Source organism: Iningainema tapete BLCC-T55 (assembly GCF_014698965.1).
GTDB lineage: Bacteria > Cyanobacteriota > Cyanobacteriia > Cyanobacteriales > Nostocaceae > Iningainema > Iningainema tapete.
In genome coordinates this window covers 9,367-13,817 of record NZ_JACXAE010000062.1, presented here as the reverse complement: position 1 = coordinate 13,817, position 4,451 = coordinate 9,367, and the positions used below count along the sequence as shown (strand labels likewise).

The following is a 4,451-nucleotide window of genomic DNA, read 5'->3' as shown; positions in this document are numbered from 1 at the left end:
AAAGCTTTAATGAACAATGGTTCAGCATCACTGTACCTTCCTTGGGAATGGTAGAGTAGAGCCAGGTTGTTGTAACTTAGGGCGACATCCAGATGCTCTTCGCCCAAACGGGATTGTACTACTAATACACATTGCTCTAACCAAGGTTGAGCCAGCGCATACAAACCCTGTCCTTGATAAAATCTGCCCAAGCCAGTAAAAGCCCCAATTAAATTCTCATCACTGACTGCATCAATCAAATTCTGTGCTACCTCTGCTAGGTGTGGGATGGCATCTTTAACTGACTGAATGAAGTCCTGAGTTGGAGAATTAGGAATACTTGAAGCACGCGCCACCATTGTATCTGCTTGAGCGCGTTTTAAATCATCAGCTTTTTCTAATCCTGCTAGCTTGACTTTCAAAAACTCTCGAATCAAAGGATGAATTTTCCAGCAACCATCTGTATCCTCTACCCACTGAATTAAATGGCGCTCATATAGTTGCTCGTTAGCGGTTTCTACATCCTCAGCAGCCCAGTTGAGCATTTCTGTTGAAGATTCTACCCATTCCCAAGCAAAAATATCCGGTGCAAATAAGCTTAACAACGCGGCAATATGCTGTGTCATGGGGTTAAGTTCAAGCCAACTTAATTCAAATGCGGCTAAAACACCTCGCTGTGCGGTACTTAGGGTTTGTTGCAATTGCTGTTGATTGATGGCTTCATCTTCTAGTCGTTGGTCTTTGAGTCGTTGTAACATCCGAGCTAAAGTGTAGTTGGGAGGTTTTTTCTTCACATAGCGCCCCACCAATTCCAAACCCAAAGGTAGATATCCCAACCATTCACATAATTCTTCTGCTGTTTTAAGTTCCTTTTGCACCCGCTTTTCACCCACTAGCTTTGTCAACAATTGCAAAGCTTCTTCTGGTGACAGCACATTTAAGGATATCTCATAAATATTAGAGTCCAAGTTTCGCAATCGCGTTGTCATCAACACGCGAAAACGGTTTCCTCCTGGTATAAACTCTCGACAACTCCCCAAATCAGTGACATCATCTAAAACAACCAATACCAGTCCTTCTGGTGGTTGCCAATTCTGCCAGCACCAAGCTACTTGTTCGGTGAGACTTAGCTGTCTTTCTCGGAAATCCTTCTGCGGTACTTCCAGTTTCATGTAAAGCTGGGCAAACTGCACAATAAGAGCAGCTAAATTTGAGTCTCTCGCACTCAACCAACAAATACCACCAGGGTAATCTGCTTCATGTTGATGTACATATTGCGTTGCTAATTCAGTTTTACCGACACCACCCATACCAGCAATAGCAGTCAGGGCTACTATACCTGGTTGAAGCAACTTTTTACGCAGTACGGTAAGTTTATGCTGGCGTCCAACAAAGTTAGCAGAACTTTGAAAAACAACATTATTTGGCGGATTTAACTTTACCCGTTCCGATTCGGGCGACTGCGGTCAGTGGAATGTGATATTATGACCACTGCCACCTTGAATTACTGGAGCATTGGTGTTGTTAGCATTGTTCTGCTCTGCTTCTCCACCATACACATTTTGAAGATTCTGACCTTGAATTTTACCAATGTTTATCTCTTGGTCAATTTCACGAGCTAATTTTTCTATTTCCGTCGCAAAAGCTGAATCTTCAACCATCTCTGCTTGCAAGTACTCAGCAACTGTCTCTAAATCTGTCTTAGAGCCTTTTTCTGCTTTTTCTAGTGCTGCTTGTGCCCCTGGTTTTCCTCTAACCTTGTCCCAAATCTTTTTCCGTAGCACGTTTATTTTCTCAAGGGTTGCTTTCGTCAGAGTCTTAACCGTCTCTCCAAAAGCTGCGTTAAAAGCGAGAGTTGCGATCGCACCAGCAGTCAATGGCTCCATATGCTACCTCGTTTAAGAAGATTCTAACTTATTACCACATCGCTTTTGTACCAAATTCCGCAATTAAAGTGGATAAATTATAGTTATCGTTTCGACTCTTGAGTCACATAGTATCAAAAAGGGCTTTTTTATGTGATGCTTTCTGCGTAGAGTGTTTGCTCTTGTGATCCCCCCAACCCCCCTTTCCAAGGGCATTAGGGGATCGCGTGTAGCAAGCTATCATGAGAAACGGTATTATAAGGAGGTCGAAAGAAGTCAAATAGCAATCAGGAGCCAGCTTATGCAAGCAATCCTTCTCAGTCGCGAAGAAGTTGCGCGTCGAGCAAAGCAACTGTACGAGGGTGGTATTCGTCAAAAGGTCGAAACTGAGGAAAATATCGGCAAGATGGTTATCATCGATATTGAAACAGGTGATTATGAAATCGATAAAACTGGACTGCAAGCATCCCGTAACCTTAGCAAGAAGCACCCAAACGCCCGACTCTTTGGGATTCGCGTTGGCTATAAAGTTGCTGTCTCATTTAGCGGTGTTATGGAGCGGGTTCACGGGTGATTTCTGGAATTGTGATGGATAGACACGCCACTGTCGCCCTGACATTTTTGCTGCCGAACGGCTCAAGCATCCCGATTGAATTTGTCATCGATACAGGCTTCACTGGGGAACTTTGCCTTCCTCTAGAAGCGGTTTCATTGATGGGTTTAACCTTTAGGCATGACATTCCTGCAAATTTGGCAGACAACAGTGAAGTGTTGCTTCCACTTCATGAAGCGATTGTTCTTTGGGATGGTGAAGAGCGAGAAGTTCTTGTCATTGCCACAGGAAGGCAACCCTTGCTTGGAACTGCCTTGCTGGATGAGCAAGAACTCGTTATTCAGTTTACAGAGGGCGGGTTGGTGACAATTGATGAGTTGTAAACGCCGCTAGCAGCAACCTTGATGTAGGTAGTCGCTACTGATAAATAGAATGAAATCTTGCGTACAGTGTATCAAATTTTTTTGTGTACCCGTATTGGTACAATCATAAATAGCAAACTCTTTCAATAGTACCACGTATTGGTACGGTTGCCGCTGCCTTGGTACAGCGTCGTACCATAATTCTTAATTGTGTACCATCAGGGGCTATGAGCGAAGAACTATCTCTTAGGGAAAAAGTTTTTAACGCATGTGATAATATGCAAGTCGCTGGAGAAAAAATTACTAGAGAAACGGTACGCTCCCGTACCGGGGGAAGCGACAGAGACTTGTCAAAGTACATCTCTGAGTGGAAGGCTGAGAAGGAAAAAACTGCAATCACAGTTGCAGGAAGTAGCCAGGTTTCGCAACAATCAGAGGAATCAGACTCAATAAGCGTTGATTCTGTACCATCGCCTGTACCAGTAATTTCTGAAGCTAACATTACGCAAGCCACCCTCAATGCAGTGCAAATAGTCAAAAGCTTGAGGCTTGCGGAGATTGATATAGCAAAGTACTTACAAGAAAACCCCCATTTACTTCCAGAAGATGTAAAGCGAGAGATAGCTGAAGCGGAAAAGGCTGCTATCACTGTGCCATTATCTAATAAAGGATATTTCGACCCAAAAACTATAGCTCAGGTGGCGATCGCTCGACTATAGCCCCTGGGCATGATGATGAAGATGATGAGGATGATTTACCTCGTGGGCGTAAGCCTAAGAAGCAGCCCAAGCAACGAGGTGAATCTCAAGATTACCGCGCTTTCCTTACTAAGCGAGTAGTCAATAACCTCAGAGATGGCAACAGTTTAATGGTAATTGGTGATCCTGGGGCGGGTAAAACTTTCTTGGCAAAGCAAGTACAGCAGCAAGTTGATGGTATTTATGCTATCTACACGGGTAGTGTGAAAATCTGCTTGGTGTCGATTGCTGAGCAGTTGGAATGCCCTATCACCAATGAAGATGATAAACCTTTAACCAGTGATCAACTTAAAGAAGAGATTAGTCTTAACTTGGGTACTAACATATTAATTGTTGACAACATCCATCGCTTCCCCGCATCCCTTAAGTACTGGCTGGAGGGGCTGCACGAGTTGGGGGCAACTATGCTACTCTTGGGAGTTAAGCGAGATTTGGAAGGTGTATCCTTCAAAGTACCCAGGTTGAAGCTGGAGCCGTTAGCTGAAGGGGATGTGCGATCGCTAATTTGGAAGGAGCTTGCTTCTAGGAAATTACAAATTCCGTCTTATAAAGTGGCTGAGCTAGCTACGTCCTCCGGCGGCAACCCGATGTTGGCTAAGCGGTTAATTGATGAGATTGAGTCAGGGGTGGATGATCCAAATTTATCAGATGGAGACGTTTACCTTGATGTATCTCCTGTAATTATGGCTTCTATGGGGCTTTTAGCTGCGGTTAGGTTTATTGGGCTGGCGTTGCACGATAGAAGTCTGTATATCCTGGGTGGTTTATCCCTGGCACTGTTTGTCAGTCTTCGCTACTTAGGAATGATGTTACCTAAAGAGGATAGGAGGCGCTAATGCTAAGTATTTACCACACATTTTTACCCCCCAACCCCCCGAAAGTCGGGGGGCTTGAAGGAATCGTGTGTAGCCAGCTTTTAGAGAAATGGTATTGC

General features: G+C 44.2%; 6 protein-coding genes. 4 read left to right on the top strand and 2 right to left on the bottom strand.

Translation table 11 applies throughout. The features are described 5' to 3' along the window. Together ICL16_RS18385 and ICL16_RS18380 are read right to left on the bottom strand one after the other, a co-directional pair. Positions 1-1,331, bottom strand: a 1,331-nt coding sequence (locus tag ICL16_RS18385; RefSeq protein WP_238360830.1) for a tetratricopeptide repeat protein, incomplete at its 3' end; no start/stop codon positions are given. A 114-nt stretch (positions 1,332-1,445) separates the two neighbouring features. After that, complete coding sequence (locus ICL16_RS18380) at positions 1,446-1,865, bottom strand: hypothetical protein (RefSeq protein WP_190830423.1); 420 nt, start codon at positions 1,863-1,865, stop codon at positions 1,446-1,448. A 280-nt stretch (positions 1,866-2,145) separates the two neighbouring features. Here ICL16_RS18380 and ICL16_RS18375 point away from each other — a divergent pair, with 280 nt between their 5' ends. The 4 genes from ICL16_RS18375 to ICL16_RS18360 all read left to right on the top strand — a co-directional run bounded on the left by ICL16_RS18375 (position 2,146) and on the right by ICL16_RS18360 (position 4,353). Next, positions 2,146-2,418 (top strand): hypothetical protein, encoded by a 273-nt coding sequence (locus ICL16_RS18375; RefSeq protein WP_190830421.1) that lies wholly within the window; start codon positions 2,146-2,148, stop codon positions 2,416-2,418. After that, positions 2,415-2,780, top strand: a complete 366-nt coding sequence (locus tag ICL16_RS18370; RefSeq protein ID WP_190830419.1) for a clan AA aspartic protease — start codon at positions 2,415-2,417, stop codon at positions 2,778-2,780. The genes ICL16_RS18375 and ICL16_RS18370 overlap by 4 nt, the downstream gene beginning before the upstream one ends. Positions 2,781-2,986: 206 nt before the next feature. Further along, the gene (locus tag ICL16_RS18365; RefSeq protein ID WP_190830417.1) at positions 2,987-3,478 is read left to right on the top strand and encodes a DNA-binding protein; all 492 of its coding nucleotides are present in this window, start codon (positions 2,987-2,989) and stop codon (positions 3,476-3,478) included. After that, positions 3,430-4,353 carry an AAA family ATPase gene (locus ICL16_RS18360; RefSeq protein ID WP_337907080.1) on the top strand — a complete coding sequence of 308 codons (924 nt, stop codon included), beginning with the start codon at positions 3,430-3,432 and terminating at the stop codon, positions 4,351-4,353. The genes ICL16_RS18365 and ICL16_RS18360 overlap by 49 nt, the downstream gene beginning before the upstream one ends. The last annotated feature ends 98 nt before the right edge of the window (positions 4,354-4,451 follow it).